17 protein-coding genes are annotated in these 18,844 nt (G+C 57.7%); 10 read left to right on the forward strand and 7 right to left on the reverse strand.

Features of this window, described 5'->3' with window-relative positions; all coding sequences use genetic code 11:
* Positions 1–269: 269 nt before the first annotated feature.
* From FHR99_RS14100 to FHR99_RS14130, 7 genes are read left to right on the forward strand one after another with little or no spacing between them, the layout of a single operon-like run.
* The gene (locus tag FHR99_RS14100) at positions 270–1,472 is read left to right on the forward strand and encodes an LLM class flavin-dependent oxidoreductase (RefSeq protein WP_183411351.1); all 1,203 of its coding nucleotides are present in this window, start codon (positions 270–272) and stop codon (positions 1,470–1,472) included.
* An 11-nt stretch (positions 1,473–1,483) separates the two neighbouring features.
* Positions 1,484–2,845 (forward strand): cytochrome P450, encoded by a 1,362-nt coding sequence (locus FHR99_RS14105; RefSeq protein WP_183411352.1) that lies wholly within the window; start codon positions 1,484–1,486, stop codon positions 2,843–2,845.
* 3 nt (positions 2,846–2,848) lie between these two features.
* Positions 2,849–3,064 (forward strand): ferredoxin, encoded by a 216-nt coding sequence (locus FHR99_RS14110; protein WP_183411353.1) that lies wholly within the window; start codon positions 2,849–2,851, stop codon positions 3,062–3,064.
* 9 nt (positions 3,065–3,073) lie between these two features.
* Positions 3,074–4,054: an LLM class flavin-dependent oxidoreductase gene (locus tag FHR99_RS14115; protein WP_183411354.1), complete on the forward strand. Its 981-nt coding sequence runs from the start codon at positions 3,074–3,076 to the stop codon at positions 4,052–4,054.
* Positions 4,055–4,084: 30 nt separating this feature from the next.
* On the forward strand, positions 4,085–6,025 hold the full coding sequence (locus tag FHR99_RS14120; RefSeq protein ID WP_183411355.1) for a pyrroloquinoline quinone-dependent dehydrogenase: 1,941 nt from the start codon (positions 4,085–4,087) through the stop codon (positions 6,023–6,025).
* A gap of 1 nt (position 6,026) precedes the next feature.
* Entirely contained in the window at positions 6,027–6,401 is a 375-nt protein-coding gene (locus FHR99_RS14125) for a nuclear transport factor 2 family protein (protein ID WP_183411356.1), read from the forward strand.
* Between the two features lie 9 nt (positions 6,402–6,410).
* On the forward strand, positions 6,411–6,704 hold the full coding sequence (locus FHR99_RS14130) for a Dabb family protein (RefSeq protein WP_183411357.1): 294 nt from the start codon (positions 6,411–6,413) through the stop codon (positions 6,702–6,704).
* A 56-nt stretch (positions 6,705–6,760) separates the two neighbouring features.
* On the opposite strand, the gene FHR99_RS14135 is transcribed toward FHR99_RS14130, so the two are convergent.
* Positions 6,761–7,543, reverse strand: coding sequence for an exodeoxyribonuclease III (locus tag FHR99_RS14135; RefSeq protein WP_183411358.1), 783 nt, complete (start codon positions 7,541–7,543; stop codon positions 6,761–6,763).
* 180 nt (positions 7,544–7,723) lie between these two features.
* Here FHR99_RS14135 and pyrE point away from each other — a divergent pair, with 180 nt between their 5' ends.
* Positions 7,724–8,365, forward strand: coding sequence for an orotate phosphoribosyltransferase (gene pyrE, locus FHR99_RS14140; RefSeq protein ID WP_183411359.1), 642 nt, complete (start codon positions 7,724–7,726; stop codon positions 8,363–8,365).
* Positions 8,366–8,433: 68 nt separating this feature from the next.
* Complete coding sequence (locus tag FHR99_RS14145) at positions 8,434–9,015, forward strand: hypothetical protein (RefSeq protein WP_183411360.1); 582 nt, start codon at positions 8,434–8,436, stop codon at positions 9,013–9,015.
* A gap of 64 nt (positions 9,016–9,079) precedes the next feature.
* Here FHR99_RS14145 and FHR99_RS14150 read toward each other — a convergent pair whose 3' ends face one another.
* Entirely contained in the window at positions 9,080–12,352 is a 3,273-nt protein-coding gene (locus FHR99_RS14150; RefSeq protein ID WP_183411361.1) for a UvrD-helicase domain-containing protein, read from the reverse strand.
* A complete protein-coding gene (locus tag FHR99_RS14155; protein ID WP_183411362.1) occupies positions 12,345–14,978 on the reverse strand; it encodes a PD-(D/E)XK nuclease family protein in 2,634 nt (877 codons plus the stop codon). Before FHR99_RS14155 ends, FHR99_RS14150 begins: the two co-directional genes overlap by 8 nt.
* A gap of 220 nt (positions 14,979–15,198) precedes the next feature.
* On the opposite strand from FHR99_RS14155, the gene FHR99_RS14160 reads away from it, so the two are divergent.
* Positions 15,199–16,026 (forward strand): esterase/lipase family protein, encoded by an 828-nt coding sequence (locus tag FHR99_RS14160; protein ID WP_183411363.1) that lies wholly within the window; start codon positions 15,199–15,201, stop codon positions 16,024–16,026.
* A gap of 35 nt (positions 16,027–16,061) precedes the next feature.
* Here the strand turns inward: FHR99_RS14160 and FHR99_RS14165 are convergent, their stop codons facing one another.
* From FHR99_RS14165 to FHR99_RS14180, 4 genes are all read right to left on the reverse strand, one after another.
* Entirely contained in the window at positions 16,062–16,958 is an 897-nt protein-coding gene (locus tag FHR99_RS14165; protein ID WP_183411364.1) for an alpha/beta fold hydrolase, read from the reverse strand.
* A gap of 6 nt (positions 16,959–16,964) precedes the next feature.
* Entirely contained in the window at positions 16,965–17,609 is a 645-nt protein-coding gene (locus FHR99_RS14170; protein WP_183411365.1) for a thiol:disulfide interchange protein DsbA/DsbL, read from the reverse strand.
* Between the two features lie 121 nt (positions 17,610–17,730).
* The gene (locus tag FHR99_RS14175) at positions 17,731–18,354 is read right to left on the reverse strand and encodes a c-type cytochrome (RefSeq protein ID WP_183411366.1); all 624 of its coding nucleotides are present in this window, start codon (positions 18,352–18,354) and stop codon (positions 17,731–17,733) included.
* Between the two features lie 50 nt (positions 18,355–18,404).
* A complete protein-coding gene (locus FHR99_RS14180; RefSeq protein WP_183411367.1) occupies positions 18,405–18,707 on the reverse strand; it encodes a c-type cytochrome in 303 nt (100 codons plus the stop codon).
* Between the last annotated feature and the right edge of the window lie 137 nt (positions 18,708–18,844).

Here is an 18,844-nt window from a genome sequence, read left to right on the forward strand (position 1 = left end):
GGAAGCTCCCGACTGTTCAACGACAGCCTTATTATTGTGGAGCTGTGATCCCGGCAATTACATTTCACGTGAAATGTTTTTTCAGGCTATCGACGAATCAACTTTTCGTCAAGACCTGTTTTCACCTACCGCGGACTTCCATCAGCGCCCACACAAAAACATTGCACATGAAATATTTAACCCCTCAAAACATTGCTATCGAAATGTTTTGTTTTTATAGTGGTCTGTATTACAGGGGTAAGCCCCAACTTGAGAACTGAGGACAGGTTATGACATACAAGCCTAAGCGAATGAAATTCGGTGCTTTTTTTGCGCCCTTCCACAAAGACATTGTCAACCCGACGCTCGCTATCGAGCGCGATATGGAGCTGATACAGTGGATGGACAAGCTGGCCTACGATGAAGCCTGGATTGGTGAACACCACAGCGGCGCCTATGAATGTATCGCCTCGCCCGAGGTTTTTATTGCGACCGTGGCCGAGCGCACCCGCAATATTCGTCTCGCTACCGGCGTCAGCTCCCTCTCCTACCACCACCCGTTGGTGCTGGCGGATCGCATCTGCCAACTCGACCATCAGGTGCGCGGTCGCCTGACCTTTGGCGTCGGCCCCGGCCAGCTGGTTGCCGATGCCTATATGATGGGGATTAACCCGAAAGACCTGCGTCGCCGGATGAATGAATCCCTGACTGCGCTGGTGAAACTGCTGAATGGCGAAACCGTCACCATGCAAACCGACTGGTTCACCCTCAATGAAGCGCGCTGTCAGATCCTGCCCTACCAAAGCCCAACCGTAGATATGGCGGTGGCATCGGCCATCAGCCCCACCGGCGCCAGAACAGCTGGCGAACACGGCCTCGGCATGATTTCCGTAGCCGCCTCCAGCCCCGAGGGCTTCAAGCAACTGGCGAACCACTGGGATATCTGTGAAGAAAAAGCGGCTGAGCACGGCAAACAAGTGTCGCGCAGCAACTGGCGCATCGTCACGCCCTTCCATATTGCCGAAACCGAAGAGCAGGCCTACAAGGATCTGGAATACGGCCTGATGGATATGATGCGCTACTTCAAGAAGTTCGGTGGCAGCGCCTTCCCGGAAGCCAAGTCTTTTGAAGAAGCCATTGAAATCTGGACCACCGGCGGCCTCGGCGCTTTTGGTGTCGGCGTGGTGGGCACCCCCGAAACAATGGTCAATCACATCAAGAAACTGCAGGAGCAATCAGGCGGCTTTGAAACCTTCCTGGCACTGGCCCACAATGCGGCAGACTTCGATGCGACGAAAAAGTCTTATGAACTGTTTGCCCGCGAAGTGATGCCCCACTTTCAGCACTGCAATAACAACCGCCCCGCCTCACTCAATTGGGCGGCAGAAAATGCCGATCGCTTTATGGAAGAATACGTGGGCGGCATCAACACTGCGATTGCCCAGCACGAACAGGAAATGGCTGAAAAACAGAAAAAAGCCAGCAATTCCTGAGAGGTGAAATCATGAGCACACAAGCAGTCAACACGAGCAAAACCATTCCGGTGGCCAGCGGCGCCCAGACCGAAGGCGGCCACTATTTGGAGTTCATCAATACCCCGCTGGCTTTTATGAGACGGGTCTTTGAAGAGTGCGGAGAAGTCGGCCAGTTTGATATGGGCGGCCTCCCCACTGTCTTGATGATCGGACCCGAAGCCCACGAAGCCTTTTTCCGCGCACCGGATGATCAGCTAAGCGCCTCAGAAGCCTACCAGATGATGGTGCCGGTATTTGGCGAGGGCGTGCAATACGGCGCCGAACCCCATATCGAACGCCAGCAGTTGAAGATCCAATATCAGGGCTTGAAGCACGACAAAATGTCGAGCTACGCCGGCGTGGTCGCTCAGGAAGTCATCGATTTCACCAAAGACTGGGGCGATGAAGGCGAGATGGATTTCTACGAGGCCTTTACTGACCTTACCCTGCGCACGTCAACACACTGTCTGCTCGGATCCGTATTCCGCTATCGCCTGACCGACGAATTCGCCGACCTATACCGCGATCTTGAAAATGGCATTGATCCCTCGGCCCTGCTCGACCCAAATCAGCAGAAAGAAACCTTTAAAAAACGCGATATCGCACGCGAACGTCTGCAGGAACTGATCACCGAAGAAATTCACCGCCGCCGCGACGCCGAAGCCAAGGGCGAAGAGCCGCTGGACGACATGCTCAACATCTACATGACCGCTGAATATGAAGACGGTCGCAAGCTGACCGAGCATGAAATTACCGGCCTGGTGATCTGGTTTATGTTTGCCGGTCACCACACCAGCTCCAACACCTCTGCCTGGACGCTGGTGGAAATTGCCCGCCACCCGCAATATCACGCAGAACTGGTCGGCGAGATCGACAAGCTGTTCGATGGCGGTCAGGAATTGAGCTTTAACGCACTGCGGGAAATTCCGCTGCTAGAAGGTTTTATACGCGAAGCCTTACGCCTGCACCCGCCGCTCAATGCCATTTCCCGGCGAGTGATGAAACCCTTCCAATTTAAAGATTACCTGATCGAGCCCGGTTGCAATGTCATGCTCTGCCCATGGGTCGCTCACAAACTGCCTGAGTATTTTCCCAACCCGGAAACCTTCGATCCAAAACGCCCAGCACCGGACAATGTCTTTGCCGCAATCCCCTTCGGCGGCGGCCGCCGCAAGTGCGTCGGCAATGCCTTTGCCCTGCTGCAGGTGAAAGCGATTTTTTGCGAGCTGCTGCGCAACTTCGAGTTCGAGCTGACCATGCCCGCCGAGGACTATCAGGAGATCATGCCCGCACTGATTTTGCGCCCGAGCGATCCGTGCACGCTGCGCTACAAGCGAAGAAAGGGGGTGTAAGCTATGGGAAAACTCTGCATCAACATTGATCTCGATTTGTGTCAGGGTCACGGCGTCTGTCAGGCCGAAGCCGGCGAGGTTTTCGAACTACAGGAGACCGATGCGCCCTACCCTCAGACGGTAGTGATCAAGGAAGACATCAGCGACGAGGAAAAAGAAAAGGTATTGAAGGCAGAAAAATTCTGTCCCAACGCCGCTATCACCGTTACCGAAAGCTAAGGAAACCCAATGCCCCAAACCCTGCTCCGCTTTGATATGCGCAACCCTGACTTCGGGGCCAATCAGCGCGCCCTCTACGAAGCCGCCCTCGATATGGCCGTGTGGGCCGATGAGCAGGGTTTTGATTGCATTCAAATCAGTGAGCATCACGGCTGTGACGACGGCTACCTGCCATCGCCTATCGTATTGGCGTCCGCCATGGCGGCGCGCACCAAGCGTATACGCCTGCGCATGGCACTGATCATTCTGCCCTTTCACGATCCCATTCGCGTGGCGGAGGATCTGGCCGTGCTGGATATTGTCAGCAACGGGCGCCTTGAGGTCGTCGTCGGCGCCGGCTACGTGCCAGAAGAATTCGCCATGTTCGGCGTTGAGTTGAAAGATCGTGGCCGGCTGATGGAAAGCAAGATCAATGCACTCAAGCAGGCCTGGACAGGACAGCCCTTTGAGTACGAGGGGCGAAAAGTTCAGGTAACGCCGCGCCCGGTACAGCAGCCCCATCCACCCTTATGGATGGGCGGTTCCAGTAAACCGGCCGCGCGCCGAGCGGCGCGCATGGTCGATTACTTCTACACCGAAAATCGCGCCCTGTTTGAGGAGTTTAATAACGAGCGGCAACGGCTCGGCAAAGCCGAGATTCCCTTTGTCGACCTCGGCAGCGGCTTTTTTGTCGTTAGCGAAGACCCGGACGCGGAATGGGAGCGACTCAAACCCTACGTGCTGTACGAATGCAACAGCTATGGCAAGTGGCAGAACTCATCCGCCATGCAGGGTCAATATGTCGAGATGACCGACCCCGACCCCCTGCGCGAAACCGGCCTTTACCCGATTATTACACCCGAGGCAGTGCCCGCATATCTGGAATCTCTCGGCGATAAGGCCCAGCTCTGCCTGCACCCGCTTATCGCCGGACAGGCGCCGGAACAGGGCTGGCGCCAATTGCAGGATTTTGCGCGTCACGTGCTGCCTCACCTGAAAAACAGAACCTGAAAAACAGAACCTGGAAACCAGAGAATAATAATGCAAAAGAACGTTGCGATATGCGCCCTGACGCTTGCTCTGGCAGGCTGTTCCAAGCCGACTATCAACTTCAGCGGTCCCATTGCTGACTGGCCCGCCGTTGGCCAGAACAACAGCGGCCAACGCTACTCAGCGTTGAACCAGATCGATCGCGACAATGTCGCCCAGCTGAAACCGGCCTGGACTTACCACCTCAAGGATTATTCCAGCGGCGGGGAGAGCCACGGCGCCACGGCACTGCAGCTCACACCGCTGGTGGTAAACGGCGCCATGTATGTGTGCACGCCCTACAACAGAGTGATTTCACTCGACCCGGAAAATGGCACCGAAAATTGGGTACACGACCCGCAAGTCGACCTGACCGGCGTCTACACCCCGGCCTGTCGCGGCGTGAGTTACTGGCAAGGCGACGGTGCCGAGCAATGCGACCGCCGCATTTATGTGGGAACACTCGATGCCCGCCTGATCGCGCTGGACGCGGATACCGGCAAGCCCTGCACGAACTTTGGCGAACAGGGCGCCGTCGATCTCACCACCGGCTTGGGCAAGGTCAATACGGCCGAGTACTACCTGACCTCGCCCCCACTGGTGCTGGGCGATAAAGTCATTACCGGCGCCTTCGTCCAGGATGGTCAGCGGGTCGATGCGCCGAGCGGCGCCATTCGCGCCTTTGATGCAGTGTCAGGCGAACTGCTGTGGGCCTGGGATCCGGTGCCGCCAACCCGGACACCCGTAACCGCCGACGATATTAAGGCGGGTAAAACACTGACCCCGGGCACGCCCAATGCCTGGGGGCTACTGTCAGGCGACGAAGCGCGCAATCTGGTCTTCGTGCCAACCGGCAATCCCTCTCCCGATCACTACGCCGGCACGGCACGCAGCGACCTGGATTATTACGGCAGCTCGGTCGTCGCCCTGAATGCCGATACCGGCAAAGTAGTCTGGAATTTCCAGACCGTGCATCACGATATCTGGGACTACGACCTTGCCGCCCAACCGGTCAGCTTCAGCTTTCGGGGAGAGATTCCCGCGGTGATTGCCGCCACCAAGATGGGGCATGTATTTTTTCTGCACCGCGAAACCGGGAAACCCCTCTTGCCGATTGAAGAGCGACCGGTACCGCAAACCGATATCCCCGGCGAATTCACCGCGCCGACTCAGCCTTTTCCGATAAAACCGGAACCTCTGCATCCGGCAACACTCACCGAAGACGAAATCTGGGGTATTACTCCCGCCGATAAAAAGTACTGCCGCGAACTGTTCAATAGCCTTCGCTACGAGGGTATTTTCACACCACCCTCTTTCGAAGGCACGCTGGCTTACCCCGGTCTCGGCGGCGGCATCAATTGGGGCTCGGTCTCGGTCGACCCGGTCAAACAGCGCATGGTCGTCAATCTACAGGTCGCGCCTTTTACCATGAAGGTTGTGCCACAGGACGAGGTTACAGACGTTAGCGGCAGCGATCTGGTTGGCCTCGCGCCCCAGCGCGGCACACCCTATGCGGTAACTCGCGGTGTGTTTGCGACTGAGTACCCGGACATGAAGCCCTGCGTCGAGCCGCCCTGGGGCAAGCTGGTTTCCATTGATCTCAACACCGGGGACATTCTCTGGCAGCGCGAGCTGGGTAATCTTAATAAACTCGCGCCACTGGGGCTCGGCAAATTCTTCCCCTGGGGCACACCCAATACCGGCGGCTCCATTCAAACTGCCGGCGGCCTGATCTTTATCGGCGCCACCCTCGACCATTACTTCCGCGCTTTCGATAGCGACACCGGTGAATTGCTGTGGGAGCAGGAGCTGCCCTACGCCGCCCATGCCACGTCGATGACCTATCGCCTGCATAAAGACAGCAAGCAGTACGTGGTAATTGCAGCTGGCGGTCACGGCCCGCTGGGCAGCGCACCGGGTGACGCGCTGATCGCCTTTGCCCTGGAGGACTGATATGTCGCTCGACCGAAGCTTTTTTGAAAGTTACTACGCCACCTACAATAGCGAAGCCCCGGAAGCCCTCGCGGCGTTTTATGCCGACGACGTGCTGTTCACCAGCGCGCAAGGAACCAGCACCGGCAAGGAGGCGATTCTGCAAACCTATGGTTGGCTGATCAGCCAGTTCGAAGACCGGATGACGCCCGACAGCATTCTGATCGATGGCAACCGCGCCGCCATTGAGATCACCGATGTGTTTACCGCTCGCGCCGATGTCGCTGACTTTATGGGTGTCTCACTCAAAAAAGGCGAACAACTGACACTCAAGCTATGCGGCATTTATACCGTCGAAAACCAAAAGATTACTGAAGCCACCATTTACGCACGCTAAGGAGCCACCATGATTCAGCACCTCTGTCTGATCAACTTCAACCGCGAACTGGATGCGGCCACCCAGCAAAAAGTTATCGACGCCTACAACCAACTGCCAACGCTGATTCCCGGCATCAAAAGCTTCAACTGCGGTATGGATTTGAACCTGTTAGAAGGCAACTACCACTTCGGCATTGTCGCGGTATTTGAAAGCGAAGAGGCCTTTAAAGCCTACTCTGTGCACCCGGCTCAGGCCGAAGTGATTTTTCCGGTGGTGGGGGAATTGATGGCGGGTTATACCACGGCCCAGTTTGCGCTGTAAGCCCTGACAAACTGCGCGGCGGAGGATTGCCGCGCATCGTCGATTAAGCGATCAGATCAGAATTCCGCTTCCGGCAATTCGTAGTCGTAATCCATGATCAACGGGGCGTGATCACCAAACTGCTGGTTTTTGTAGACCACGCCGTATTCGATATAGGGCTTGAAGCGGTTGGACACGATCTGGTAATCCACGCGCCAGCCGTTGCTGTCCTGATTGCCATCCGGCCACCAGGTGAACTCGTCCGCGTCGCGATTGACCATACGGAAGGCATCCACGTAGCCCAGCTCGTGGAACAGGCGCTCCATCCACTGTTGCTCTTCACCGAGAAAGCCCGACAGCCCTTGAGCGGCATCCGGATCCTGCACGTCGATATTGCGGTGCACCATATTCCAGTTGCCACAGATCACGAACTCGCGGCGCTTGTTGCGGATCTTGTTCAGGTGGTTGTAGTACAGGTCAAAGAACTCGCCCTTGCGCGCCTGAGCCTTGGCATCTTTCGGATAGGCAGAGGGGGCCAGCAGGCAGCCGACGCTCAACTCGTCAAAATCGGCCTGTATGTAGCGGCCTTCCATATCGAAGTCGGTAAAGCCCAGACCGTACATGATGGCCTTGGGCAGGCGGCGAGTATAGATGGCCACGCCGTTGGAGTTGGGCTCGGCCGCATCAAAGAAATAGGCGTTGTACTCTGACGGAAAGTATTTCGGATCGCGCAGCTTATATTCCTGAATACCGATATTCTGGATACAGATGATGTCTGCGTCCTGCTCTTCGATCCACTCAAAAAACCCGCGTTCAAGGGCGTCTTCAATGCCATTGGCACAAAAGCTGATTATTCTCATTGATAATCCAAAAAAGCTCTCGGTCAGAAATAATGCTCGCGTTGCAGCGAAGCAGAGTCAGCAGCAGCCATTTATTATTGCCTGCATTGGGCTGCTACAATGTGCAGTTTAGCGCAGCTTGGGCGATCTGTCCGAAAATCAGCCAGCGCTGCGATATTGAGTCTGGGGCAAAAGGTTACTATGGAACTTTACCAACAACAATTTATAGCGCAGGCAATTGCCGCAAAAGCCCTCACTTTTGGTGAGTTTACCCTCAAATCGGGCCGCACCAGCCCGTATTTCTTTAACGCGGGCAAGTTTTATCAGGGCGCAGCGCTGGCCACCCTGTCGCGCTGCTACGCGGCGGCAATTGCAGCTAAGGCTCCCGAGTTTCAAGTGCTGTACGGGCCCGCCTACAAGGGTATCGTGCTGGCGGCCGCGACCAGTTGTGCGATGGCCGACCAGCAGGGCCGCGATATTCCGTACGCCTACAACCGTAAGGAAGCCAAGAATCACGGCGAAGGCGGTGTACTGGTAGGTGCACCGCTCGAGGGCAAAGTTCTTATCATTGATGATGTGATCACAGCCGGCACGGCCATTCGCGAGTCGGTGGATATTATTCGCGCGGCCGGCGCCGAAGTGGCTGGCGTTATCGTCGGCCTTGATCGGGAGGAGCGCGGTCAGGGCGAGCGCTCTGCCATTCAGGAAGTGGAGCAGACCTACGGTTTCCCCGTGCTCAGTATTGTTAAACTTGCCGATATTGTGGACTACCTGCGCACAAATCCGCTGGAAACTGCTAACCTGTCAGACATAGAGCAATATCGCCAACAATACGGTGTCTAACCCTAAACCCCATGCAGCCTCTTTACCCGTTAAATCATTTGCCCTTACGCCGTATTCTCAGCGCTTTTATGCTCGTAATGCTGGTCAGTGGCACAGCGCAGGCGGACAAGGTTCTGTATCGCTACCTGGACGATGAGGGGCGCGTGGTACTAAACGATACCCTGCCCGCCTCTGCGGCGGGGCGAGGTTATGAAATCATCCGCCCGGACGGGCGACTGCTGGAATCCATCGATCCGGCCCTGCCGGAAGAAGAAATGGAAGCTGAGCGCCTGCGGCAGGAACAGGAAGCAGCCCAGCGCCGCTGGGACGAATCCCTGTTGCTGCGCTACAGCAGCGTGGCCGACATTGAAGACGCCAAAAAGCGTGCGCTGGGTGATATTCAGGTGCGCATATCCATTTTGAAGGGCAACCTTAACTATCTGAAAACTCAGGTTGAGCGCGAGGAATCCCGTGCTGCAGAACTTGAGCGCCGCAATCAGGAAGTCAGCCAGGCTCAGAAAGACACCATTGCCACCTTCAAATCCCAGATCGCCGACGTGGAAGACTTGATCGCCATCCGCGAGCGCGAGAAGAACCAGACAGAAACCCGCTTTAACCGCGATATTGAGCGCTTCTCGGTGTTGCTTAAGGCTATCGGCCGCAAGCGCTAGCAAGCCTCTCTAGGATACCTCCCAACAAGCTCAAGCCATTGTTATGTATGGGCTTTTACAACCCTCAGCACTCCACCAAGGCCTGACAGGCTGGCAGGTACAAACCCGCGCGCACCTTCTCTACTGACAGTGCTTCAGCCAGCGTTTCTCGGTAGGTCTGCATTTTCTCGCCATAGCGCTCCCGTTGTGAGGCCAGAAAGGCCTCGCCACTGCCCCGCGCAGTTTTATAGTCGATGATCCAGCAGGTATCGCCGTCGACAAAAAATCTATCGACGATAAGTTTCTGCCAGCGATCGCCAAGCTGTCGGCGCAAGGCCTGTTCCGCGCCACTGGTGGCGTAGTGCTTCAGTATCCAGCGCCCCTGCTCGCAGCTCAGGGTATTTTCGACGAGTTCGCACACGTGCGCCGCGCTCTGCTCCAACCCGGCCTCCGGGTGACAGTAGTGACGCAGTCGCGTCGGCACGGCCCTGAAGAGCTGTTCCGCAGATTCTCCCCGCGCCGCCAGGCGCCGCATCAGCTCGTGATACACCAGACCGACACAGCGCTCTTCGATATTGGCTTCCAGTACCGCTTGCCGCTCCTGTCGCGCCAGCCGATCGATCGGGGTTTCCGATTCCTGAGGCCCCTGCCACTGCCGGTGCAGCACAATACGTGGCGGCGCACTCAGGCGCGGTGCACGAGGTACCTGCAAAGTATTATCGGCGACCACTTCCGGCAGCGGTTCCGCCCCGTCAAACAGGTAGGACACGCGTGGCCACAGGCGAGCCAGCATGGACCCGCTTGCTGGCCTTAGTTCGTCTTTGGCGTCAGGTTTAGCCACACCCAGCAGGTGTAGCTGACGTCGAGCGCGGGTCAAGGCCACATAGAGCAGTCGATCCAGTTCACGCTCACTGTCTCGTTTTTGCTGGGCTTTAAGGTAATCGTAAAAGCACTCCGCTTCCGCATCACCGCGCCGTGGCGCGCGCGGCGCAATCACCAATTCGTCATTCAAGCGGCGCCAGTGAAACAGCGGTGCATCACTGTTGCTAGCCGACTCGCCGAGCCCCGGCAAAATGACCGTATCAAACTCCAGACCCTTGGACTTATGAATGGTCATAATCTCCAGACGGGCGGGTGCAGGCTCGGCATAGAGCTTGTCGAGGGCACGCGAAAATTCCTGCCAGTCATTGAGAATACCGGCCGGTGCATGAGCCACCAGCAGACCATGCACCCGCTCGATATTGCGGCGCTCAACCTCGTCCACACAGGCCGGCCCACCGAGACTGTGCCACAGCGCCGGTATCGCCCAACGGCAATCCACTGAGCGCGCTTGAGAAGCTATCTCAAACCATACTGTTGAGAGCCACTGCACTCGAGACAGACCATCATTACTCAGCGCAAAGTCTCCAACAAAGCGCTCACGATACTGTTCGAAATGGAGCACAAGATCACTGAGCGAAAGGTCCGGCGCAGCGTTTGCCAGCACCCAGCAATCATCCCAGCTCAAACCCACAAAGGGTGCCCGCAGCAAGGCCATCCAACTGGCGCGGTCTGCCCGGTGCCACCAGGCGCGGAGCAATCCCAGATAATCGGCAACGGCCGGCTGACTGGCGAGCTTGTCGATATCCTGCCCGGCAAAAGCTATGCCTGCAGCTTTCAGGGCCGGAACGATTGCCTGCAGATGACTGCGACTGCGCACCAGAATCGCAATGGAGCCTTCAGGATTCTCTGCCTCGGCCTGCTGAACCAGAGTCACGATTTGCTCTGCCTCTGCCGGGCGGGCATTGAGCCTGTCGCCAATCAGCGGATGTACCGCCACCCTGCCCTCGTCCGCGCGCTGAGCAATCGCCGGGGTATAACCGCCGCCAAAAACAGACTCAAAAGCCCGGTTGACCCAGTTGACCAAAGCCGGCGCTGAACGGAAGTTCGCTTCCAGCTGCAGTTGCCTTAGCGGGTGCCCATTGAAATGGCCCATCTCAAGCAGGCGCTCAAACTCTCCCACCAAGGCGCCGCGAAACAGGTAAATCGATTGCTGCAGGTCGCCACACAAAAACAGACTGCGCCCATCACCCGGCTCCCAGCCCTGCATAAGATACTGCAGTAAAACAATCTGATTGACCGAGGTGTCCTGCATTTCGTCCACCAGCATGTGCTGGATCCGATCTTCCTGCAGTAGTGCATCGCCATAGACGCCTGCGGTATCCGGCAAGGGTTGCAGTGCCCCAATCGCGCGAAACGCCACCTCGGGAAAATCCAGAACACCACGGTCGTTAAATACCACGTGCAATTCGGCCAGCAGGTTTTTCAGAACCAGAACAAGATCGCCGATCAGCGCGCGTGAGGCTTCTGGCAATTGTGGTGACGGCAGCCCCGCAAGGCGGTTTAGATTGACCGTTAGCGTCTCGAGCTGCGGGCTGTCGTTGGCGGTTTTCAGCCAGTGCTTCAGGGTTTCTGTGGCCGCCTGCTTCGGTGCAAAACCGCTGCGCTTGTCGACGTTCTTGCGCAGTGTTCCACTGTTGGTCAACAGCAGTGAGGCCAGTTGCGCATGGGCCTCCAGATTCTCCGGCGCAGGCTCTGACAGATGTCGCAGATCCGCCGCCCAGCTCAGGCTTTCTTCAATGGCGGAATGTTCACAGACGGCCTGAATGACAGTCTGCAGATCGCAATCAGCCAGTGTGGTCGCAATCGACTGATACTCGTCCATAACGGCATCGGCGAGCGCTGCCTCCATGGCATCAAGGCGATCCGCCATAATACCTTCAACCCATTGGTCGCGCTTGGCGAGCAAATTCGACAACAGCGGCAACAGTTGTTCGAGGCGGTTGTTGGCATAGTCGAGCACATTGCCAAGCGCCTGACTCAACGCGTTATCGCCGTCCTCCAAGCGCGAAAATAGGCTGAATATTGCCTCGCGATACAGCGCGTCGGGATCATCGGTCGTTGCAATCTGGCCGAGCCCTGAGAGCAGCGGCAAGCGCCGCGCAATGCGCGCACAGAAACTGTCGAAAGTGGAAATCCGCAACCGCGACGGATTCTGCAGCAACTGCCACCCGAGCGCTTGATCACGCTCGCGCACACGCGCCGCAAGTTCCGCCAACTGGCCTTCGTATCCACCGGCCTGAGTATCCGCCAGATGCAATGCGTGCACAATGCGCTCGCGAATTTCCGCAGCAGCCTTGCGAGTAAAGGTAATCGCTACCACTGCTTCCGGCTGCTCAACCGTCAGCAGACAATTCAGAAAACGCAGCAGCAGCACGCCGGTTTTACCGGAACCCGCCGGTGCGCGAAGCAAGACCGACGCACTGGGGTCAATTGCCTGGTCGCGGTGAGGCTGATCGGGGATGCGCAGCTCAGTCATCGTCCACCTCACCGCCGCGCGCCAGCACCGGCACAAAGGGATCAAACTTGAAATCCGCATCCTTGCGCGTGCTATCGTGCCCTGCCTCTCCGCCCAGAAAACCCTGCGCGTAACCAGACAACACCCTTTCCCAAGCCTCGCATTCGGCCTGCCACTTGTCCGGGCTGTCGACCGGGTTGCGCGGTTTGCCCGGCACCAGCGTGGCACTCCAACTGGAGCGCATATGCGCCATCATGCCACGGGGATGAATCTGGGCCAGAACCACACCATCAATATCGGAGTTGACCAGATTGCGCCCCAACAGTGCGTACATGGGCAGCTGTGGCTCCAGTAGATTTTCTGCATTTAATTTATTCGCCGCGATCGATCCGGTTTTGTAATCCATCACCACCGTTTTCCCATCGATTTCGTCTACCCGGTCGATCTTGATATGCAGAGGCAATCCAAAGGCGTCTACGGACCCTGCCGCTTCGACGGCTTTGACGCGAAAGGCTTCTTCGCGATTGCGCTCGAAGTCCAGCCACTCTTTCAACAGCGATAGCAGACGACGTTTTTCGATGCGGCGCAGTTCGTCACCATGACCACCCTCCTCGCTCATGGCCTGATCGATAGCATCGTTCAACCGCGCCTCAATTTGATCGTCAGATTCACTCTGAAAAATGTCACTGCCGCCCGCCTCACGCCAGAACAATTCCAGCGCGCGGTGAATCCAGTTGCCCTGAGTCTTGGGGTCGAGCCCTTCGACCGGTTCCGGCAAAGCCTGCAATCCCAACCGATATTTCAGAAAGGCGTAAAAGGGGCTGAGAGCGTAGGCGCGAAACAGGCCCGTACCACCGCGCAGCTGCGATTTTTCTTTGGCGGAAACCGGGCGAATCTTTTCCTCCTCAGGCACTTCGACCGCGGCGTCGACGCTAAAGGCCTGCTCACCGTCTACAGGTTCCCAAAGTGGATAGTTCCAATCCAGCAGGGTACAAGGCGCCTGTGCAACGGCGTCGTCGGACTGGGCAGGGTAGGAAATAACGGCCTCCCCGGCGCTCGCCAGTACCGTCTTCAGCAGCGCTGTGTCTCGGCGCAGCGCATCGCTGTGATCCGCTCTCGGAACGCCAGCCGCCACCAGCAGCTCGCGCGGCAGGAAGGGTGATGGCGGCACCGCCTGTGGCAGCGCCGCATCGCTTAGCCCCAGCACCCAGATCGCATCAAAATGCTGACCACTGGCCTCCTCCAGATTCAGCAGCTGCAGGGGCGGCGCTTCATCGCGGCGCAACTCAAAGCGCTTGCCCTGCAACACATGCTGCAGCCAGCGCAGCGCTTCGCTGCGCCCGATCTTACCGAGCTGCCGATCCAGCGCACGCAGGGTATCCATGACCTGACTAAAGCCCTGCCGACACTGATCCACCACCGGGTCACCGGCGTCCCGGTTCGGCCAACCCAAGGCCAGCAATTCGGCGTCAAACCGCGCCACCCAGGTCGAGGGCTGGGCCCGACCGGCATGACCTTGTGCGGTTTCACACAACGCCTGAAACGCTGTGGTCGCCTCCTCGTCTTGCGATAAGGCCAAGGCTCGCGACAGGCTGCCGCGGTTGCCGAAACGCTCTCGCCAGCGCCAGTCCAGTTGCGCGCGGCTCGCCGCCTGCTCATGGGCACCGGCAACAAAGGGGCTGCGCAAGAGCCGACTGAGCTGCTCCAGCCCAACCTCGCCCTGCGCTACCTGCAATGCGTCCAGCGCGGACGCAATAATGGGGTAAGCCGACAGGCGGCCAGTGCCCACCCGCCAGGGTTCGCTCAACACCTCGGACTGACTGGCAGGAAACAGGCTTGCAGGATAGACAAAACGCTCCAGCGCCCGCTGCAGAGGCATTTCGTAGCGATTCATGTCACTGGCGATCAGCGCCAGCCGCGGTGATTCCGCGCGACGCTGCCAGGAAGCAACCCAGCGCGCCGCCGCTTCGACCTCTTCCTGCACACTGGCAAAGCTCGCCTGTTGGCAGGCGGTATTATCCCCGACATCGGCGGGGAGCAACTGAAACAAGGCCACCCCTGCGCCCTGCAAAGCTTTCAACAGCTGCTGTTCGGGCGGTGTCAGCTCCAATTCCTTACTCAGCACTAAGCGGACGGGTAGTTCCAGTGCATCCAGCCGCTTTGCCAAGGCCGAGATCAGCTGTCCGCCGGTCAATGCGCCCTGCTCTAGCAATCGCTCGCGAAGCCGCTGCCGCCAATCGCAAAAGGCGCGCTGCTCATTGCCGGCAAAGGGCCCCGCTTCCACGGTCAGACCAAAGCGCTCGGCCAGTTCGAAAGCATCCACAAACTGGCGGGCAATACCCTGCACCCCTATTACAGAGGGCGCCAAGTAGTCGCTTCCCTCAATACAGGCCTCCGCCAGCGCCAATACCTGCACCGGGCGCAATACCTGCAGTTCGGGAAAACTGTTATCCCAAAGCTCAACCCACCACTGAGCCTTGGGCAGCACCCTCAGGTATTCGAGGTAGGCCTGCCCCTGTGCCTCGGCAATCCGGCGGCGCAGATCAGCGGCCTCCCCATCATGATCGACCAGCACGATGGTCGATTGGCCATCCTTAAGCCACTCATCCCAATCCTGCGGCGTGACAGCCTCATATTGGTTTAGCAAATTATACTCCGGAGGCAATCAGCGTCCGCTCCTCGGCAATTACTTACAGGGAAATTATTTTATTTAAAAACAATAGCTTAAATCAAAAACGGGAAAATTTCCGTTTTGCACAGCACTTTCTGCACCGAAATTGTGCGCTCATGGCTTTGCATTATGTCAGGCAACTCGTTACTTTCATCGCAACATTGTCGCTGACATAGGCGTCAGGGAGTTACAGAGAATGCTCGATAAAAAGCCCAAGACCCTGCATACCTTACTGGAAAGCCGGATCGCTGTTGAGGCCCTCGCCCACCTTTCAAGCAAGCCCTTTGAGCGACTACTGCCCCGCGGCGATGGTCACCCGGTGTTAGTGATTCCCGCCTTCCTGACCTGCGATATTTTTACTGCCTCCCTGCGCAAATCCCTGTCCAGTCTGGGCTACGACGTTCACGCATGGCAGCAAGGACTCAACACCGGTCTGCACGATCAGAAACTGACCCTGCTGCGCCGCCGGCTGAAGGAAATCGTGCTCCAGCGTCAGCAGAAAATCACAATCATCGGCTGGAGTCTGGGCGGCATTTACGCCCGCGCCCTCGCCGCCGAGAACAGCGAGCATGTGCGTCAGGTGATTACCCTGGGTTCACCCTTCGGTATTCCGGCTGTGGAGTCCAGCGCCCGCGCGGTAACGGGTTTTGTCGGGCACGCCTTCAAACTGCTGAACAGTGGTGAAGAAGACGCGATGATTAGCAAGGCCGAACTCTGGCAGACCACACCTTCGGTTCCCTGTACCAGCATTTACACTGAGAGCGACGGCGTCGTGCACTGGCACTACTGCGTGGATCAGAAGCAGGAGCAAAGCGAGAACATTCGCGTGCCCGGGAGCCATGTTGGGCTGACTCACAACCCAGTCGTGCTGTACCTGCTGGCGGATCGTCTGCAGCAGCGTGCTGAAAGCTGGCAAGCCTTCAGTGCCCGTGGCTGGCGCGAACGCCTGTTCGATAATCGCGCCTGCGCGCGAGCGATAGAGTTGGCGGAAGCCGCCAGCACGATGCGTCCCAGCCTAGCCTGACGTCTTTCGGCAAAACCCAACTTCATATCTAACGGTTAGATTTTGGCGCGAAGTTCGTGCAGTAATTCCCTGAGATGCTCCCGCAGCGCCAGTGGCTGATCCAGCAATACGTGGTGATGGGCATCGGCAATCTCGATGGCCGGGCGCCCATTGCCCATAAAACCCACGGTTTGTTCAGCAACATCGCGCGGCGCGACAATACTGTGTTCACCGTAGATAAAGGCCGTGGGGCAGGTGATAGCTGGCAGCAGCTCGGCTTCGGGAATGTCTACCGGCTTGAGCGTCTGGGTGATGCGATCGTCAAACTTCCATACCCAACCGCCATCGACTTCCTGCAATGAGCCCTTTGCCACTTCCGCAAACAGAGCAGGGTGGGTGCAGTTTTCTTCCGGGATCAGACGGAAACGCCCCATGGCCTGTTCCAGCGTGGGATATACGCGCTTGGGCCTTAGCTCGCTAGCACCGCGAGAAGGCTGTTCCTCACCCGTGCGGGGCTGGCTGATCCGCGAATCAATGATGGTCAGGGTCTGAATTTTATCCGGGTAGGCCGCTGTGGTCTGGATGCTGACCAGACCGCCAAAGCTGTGGCCGACCAGATTCACCGGCGCCATGGCTTCGGCCTCGATAACCGCAATGATTTCCTTGCAGTACTGGGGGTGCGAGTAACTTTCGCGATGCGCACTGTCGCCCATGCCGCTGAAATCCAGCGCCACAATACGGTAGTGATCGAGCAGGGCGGGGACGGTGAAATCCCACCAGTGGGCGTGGGCACAGAAACCGTGGGCCAGCAGTAGGGGCGGCTTATCGCTTGCCTCCGGGTTCCAGCACAGATAGTGAATGGTGCAGCCGTCGACCTCGACGTGACGCGACTGGGGCTCAAAACTCAGCGCAGCGGCCAGCCAGGCCGGTGCGCTTGCGGAAGACGTATTCAACAGGAATTACTGCGCAGCTTTGCGCTCCTGCTCAACCAGATAATCAACCACTTCCAGCATGCCGCGCTGGCTGCCGGCCGTGCGGGTGCTGACCCGGAATTTACCGTTAACCACCATCTCTGGCGTGCCCTGGATGCCGTAGCCGCGGGCGCGAGCGTCCGCTTGACGCACCTGACTATCCACCGAGAAGGAATTGAAGACTTTCATGAACTTCGCACGCTCAACGCCCTGTTGGGCAAACAGCTCAGCCAGCGCGTCGGCGTCGCGCAGCATGTTGCGCTCCATATTGATGGCGTTGAAGATCGGCTGGTGAACCTTGTCGAGCACACCCAGCGCCTTGGCGGTGTAGAAGGCGCGGGCATGGGTTTCCATAATGCGGTTCCACATGGCAGGGGACTGCACAAAGACCACGTCGTCGGCCTGTTTCTCAGACCAAGCGTGGACCATGGGCTCGAAGTGGAAGCAGTGGGAGCAGCCGTACCAGAACACTTCGGTTACTTCGATTTTGTTGGGATTGACCGTGCGCACTTCGCTGTCGAGGCGAATATAGTGCTCACCTTCCACAAAGCGGTTAGCCGACTGATCGGCACAGGCGGCAGCGGGCAAAAGCAGGGTCAACAGGCTGGCGATCAGCCATCGGCGAGTCAGCATTCTCAGTCTCCTGAATAGTTGTTCTGTTCTGATTATTTTACCTGGCAAGGGTTCCGGCGAAATTGTTCTAGCAGACAAAAAAGGCGGCCAATGCCGCCTTTTTCATGGATCACTCTGAAATTCAGTAGAGACCCTGAATGTAGTTGGCCAGCGCCTTGATTTCGTTGTCGCTCAGCTGAAAGGCCACAGTACGCATGGTTTTGGTTTCTTCACCGTCGTTCATGCGGCCAGTCTCGTCACCATCAGCTGCGGCGCGGAAGGCTTTAAGCTGGGCTTCGGTGTAAGCGGCATGCTGACCGGACAGGGCAGGGAAGCCGGCCGAGGCGTTGCCTTTACCCGAGGGGCTGTGGCAGCCGCTACAGGCGGGAATGCCGCGCTCAATGATACCGCCGCGGTAGATCGCCTCGCCCTTGGCAGCCAGTTCGGCGCTGGCCTGACCAACAGAACCCTGTTGCTTGGCGTAGTAAGCCGCAATATCGGCCATATCAGCTTCGCTCATATTATCGAGCTGACCAGCCATAGTCGGCACCGAGCGGGCACCGGATTTAATGTCTTTCAACTGCTTGAGCAGGTACTTCTCATTCTGACCGGCCAGCTTGGGGAAGGTCGGCGCGGCACTGTTGCCGTCGGCTCCGTGACAGGCGGCGCAAGACTGTGACTTGGCTTTGCCCTTGGACGCATCACCGGCAAAGGAGGGTGCCGCGAGCAGCAGGGTGGACAGCATTACCAGAAGTGATTTTTTCATCGTTCCTACTCAATAATTTCTGAATTCGTTCGAGCTTCCCGCGAGGGCGCCTACGACTTGGGCTTGGCCATCAGCTCGATCAGGGCTTTAAAGTCCTCATCCGAGCAGTCGAAACACATGCCTTTGGGCGGCATCGCCTTGATACCATTTTTGGCGTTGGCCACCAGCGTATCCATGCCTTTTTCTTCTAGACGCTTGTTCCAGGCATCAACGTCGCCCGTGCGCGGCGCACCGGCAGCACCGGAGGCGTGGCAAACAGCACAGGTGCGATTGTAACGGTCTTCCAGGGCATCTGCCTGCACAAAGCTCATCAGGCCAGCGGAGAACAACAGGGCTACCAGTGATTTTTTCATAACAGCACTCACGATTGTAATGCGGAGTAAACCCGGGCAGGATGACCGCGAAAAAAAACTGCGGCATTATACACAAAGCCTGCGGGGGGAGGCCATCCCTGCGCGGGGCCGCACTATACCCCTTTCAGCAGCCACGT

Origin of the sequence: Litorivivens lipolytica (genome assembly GCF_014191715.1) — a bacterium.
Classification (GTDB): Bacteria; Pseudomonadota; Gammaproteobacteria; order Pseudomonadales; family Spongiibacteraceae; genus Litorivivens; species Litorivivens lipolytica.